Here is a 2,620-nt window from a genome sequence, read left to right on the forward strand (position 1 = left end):
CATCAACGAACAGACCAAGCAAGAAATCGGCGTGGTATATGACACATGCTGCTTTGGTGAAATGCTGAAGATCGGACAGATTGACCGCGTGCTGGGAGACATTTATCGCAATTGGTCGCGAGATGTGTTCTTGGGCATGTGTGAGTACTACGAACTGCCGGAAAATAAGACAATCAAGACGTTTTCTCGCGGCATGAAACAGAAGCTGTCCATTGCGGCGGCGTTGGCGCACAGTCCAAAGCTATTGCTGCTGGATGAACCGACAGGGGGATTGGATCCTGTTGCCCGCGAACAGATTTTGCATGATTTGCAGACATTTATCGAAGATGGCGAGCATACGGTGCTGCTGTCTACCCACATCACAAGTGATTTGGATCGCGTGGCAGATCATGTTCTGATTGTGTCGCATGGCAGGATGCAGATTGATACAGATAAGGATACTTTGCTCCAGGAGTATGTCATTGTTAAGGGAAATCCGGAACAGCTTGAGCAGATGGAACAGACGGATATTCTTGGCATCAAGAAGCACGCGTACTCTTTTGAGGCACTGTGCAGAGGGCGTGAACGCATCAAAGAAAAGTATCCGCAGTTCGTTTGCGACAGCACGGATATTGAACAGATTTTGGTGTTGCTGGAAGGCGGTGCAGATACATGAAAGGCTTGGTAAGATATGATTTGACACAGCTGACGGGAAACTCGAAAAGAAGTTTTTACTTGCTGTATTTTGCCGGTTTGATTGTTGTGAGTCTGGCTGTGGGCGGAGGGAAAATCTTCAGCTATATGGCAGTTATGATTGGCTGCATGATGGGTGTGAGTTTTTTCTCGTATGAGACATGGTATCACTGGGATCGCTATTGTGCAGCACTGCCGCTGTCCAATCGCCAAATCGTGGTATCTCGATACATCAGTCTATTGATAACGACCGGATGCGGCGTGCTGCTGGGATTTGTAATTGGCTTGCTGTCATTCGCAGCAGGAAGAATCGAGCTATCTTGGACACAGTGGCTGGCTTCTTTGGCACAGACAATCTTAGTAGCTTTGCTGTATATAGAGATTGAGGTTCCTGTCATGTATCGTTTCGGCGTGGAGCGCGGACGCTTGGTCAATATTCTACTGTTTGTTGTCTTATATTCCTGTGCTCTGGCATTGGCAGAATTGAGCCAGGTGCCGACGGAATTTGTCACGATTGTTCGGATTGCCTTTGGCGTAGCATGGCTGGTGATTTTGCTGCTGTTTCCGGTTTCTATTGCTGTATCTATGCGAATTCGAGCAAAAAAAGAGTATTAAAAAATCATCCCGCTGTCAAAAAGACAGCGGGATGATTGATTTTTGTGTGATAATAAATTACAGGAAGATGTACTTCAGGACAAACAGAATCGCCAGAACATACATCAGCGGGGTAATCTTCTTGCGGTTGCCGGAGAACAGGTTGATAACAACATAAGAGATGACACCGATGGAGATGCCTTCCGAAATGCTGTAGGTCAGCGGCATACAAGCCAAGCACAGGTAAGCCGGAATAGACTCAGTCGGATCGTTAAAGTTGATCTGCACAACAGCAGAAATCATCAGGAAGCCGACGAAAATCAGAGCCGGAGCCGTTGCAAAGCTCGGAATGGTGGTAAATACCGGAGCGAAGATAATGGAAACCAGGAACAGCAGACCGGTTACAATGGAAGACAGGCCGGTTCTGCCGCCTTCAGCGACGCCAGAGGAGCTTTCCACGAAGGTCGTTGTGGTAGAAGTACCCAGAATCGCACCGGCAGAGGTTGCCAGTGCATCAGCGAGCAGTGCCTGCTTGATGCGCGGCAGCTTGCCTTCTTCGTCCAGCATGTCTGCCTTGTTTGCTACACCGATCAGTGTGCCCAGTGTGTCGAACAGATCGACAAACAGAAAAGCAAAGATGATGACGATGAAGTCGATAAGATTAAAATTGGTGCCAGCCAGATTGAAGCACTGACCGAAGGTCAGACGAATCGAAGTGATGTCAAAGCTCGACCAGGACGGAATCAGAGAGTAGAAACCGTTGGCAGCATCTACCTGATAAATACCGGTGAGCTGGCACACGATACCCAGAATCCAAGTGACCAGAATGCCGATCAGAATCGAACCCTTGACATTCTTGACGTGCAGGATGGCGATGAGCAGCAGACCGATAACTGCGAGCAGTGCACCGATGCCGACAGTGTGGAAGTTTTCGGTAAAATCAACGATAGTAACCAGTGTGGTGCTGTCTACAACCAGATTGGCGTTCTGGAGTCCCAGAAAAGCGACAAACAGACCAATGCCGACCGATACGCCCTTTTTGAGCTGAAGCGGAATGGCATTGAAAATAGCTTCACGCACGTTAGTCAAAGAAAGGACGATAAAAATCAAACCTTCAGCAAAAACGGCGAGCAGTGCGAACTGCCAGGTGTAGCCCATCTGTCCGACAACGGTGTATGCAAAGTATGCATTGAGTCCGAGACCCGGCGCCAGCGCGAACGGATAGTTTGCCAGCAATGCCATGCAGAAGCAGCCAATAAAGGATGCGATAGCGGTAGCCATCAGAATGGCATTGGAATCCATGCCGGATGCCGACAGGATGGAAGGATTGACCGCGAGAATGTAAGCCATGGTC

At 48.8% G+C, this 2,620-nt stretch carries 3 protein-coding genes; 2 read left to right on the forward strand and 1 reads right to left on the reverse strand.

Annotation, left to right across the window (positions count from 1 at the left end):
* Together ACR0P9_RS10625 and ACR0P9_RS10630 are read left to right on the forward strand one after the other, a co-directional pair.
* A partial coding sequence (locus ACR0P9_RS10625) for an ATP-binding cassette domain-containing protein (protein ID WP_432619962.1) occupies positions 1-655 on the forward strand: 655 nt, incomplete at its 5' end.
* Entirely contained in the window at positions 652-1,287 is a 636-nt protein-coding gene (locus ACR0P9_RS10630) for an ABC-2 transporter permease (protein ID WP_432619964.1), read from the forward strand. The genes ACR0P9_RS10625 and ACR0P9_RS10630, both read left to right, overlap by 4 nt.
* Before the next feature lie 57 nt (positions 1,288-1,344).
* On the opposite strand, the gene ACR0P9_RS10635 is transcribed toward ACR0P9_RS10630, so the two are convergent.
* A partial coding sequence (locus ACR0P9_RS10635; protein WP_432619966.1) for an NCS2 family permease occupies positions 1,345-2,620 on the reverse strand: 1,276 nt, incomplete at its 5' end.

Origin of the sequence: Butyricicoccus sp. (assembly GCF_050872565.1) — a bacterium.
GTDB lineage: Bacteria > Bacillota > Clostridia > Oscillospirales > Butyricicoccaceae > Butyricicoccus_A.

Coding starts and splice junctions, on each gene's coding strand:
- ACR0P9_RS10630 (WP_432619964.1), top strand. CDS start 652: ATGAAAGGCTTGGTAAGATATGATTTGACACAGCTGACGGGAAACTCG.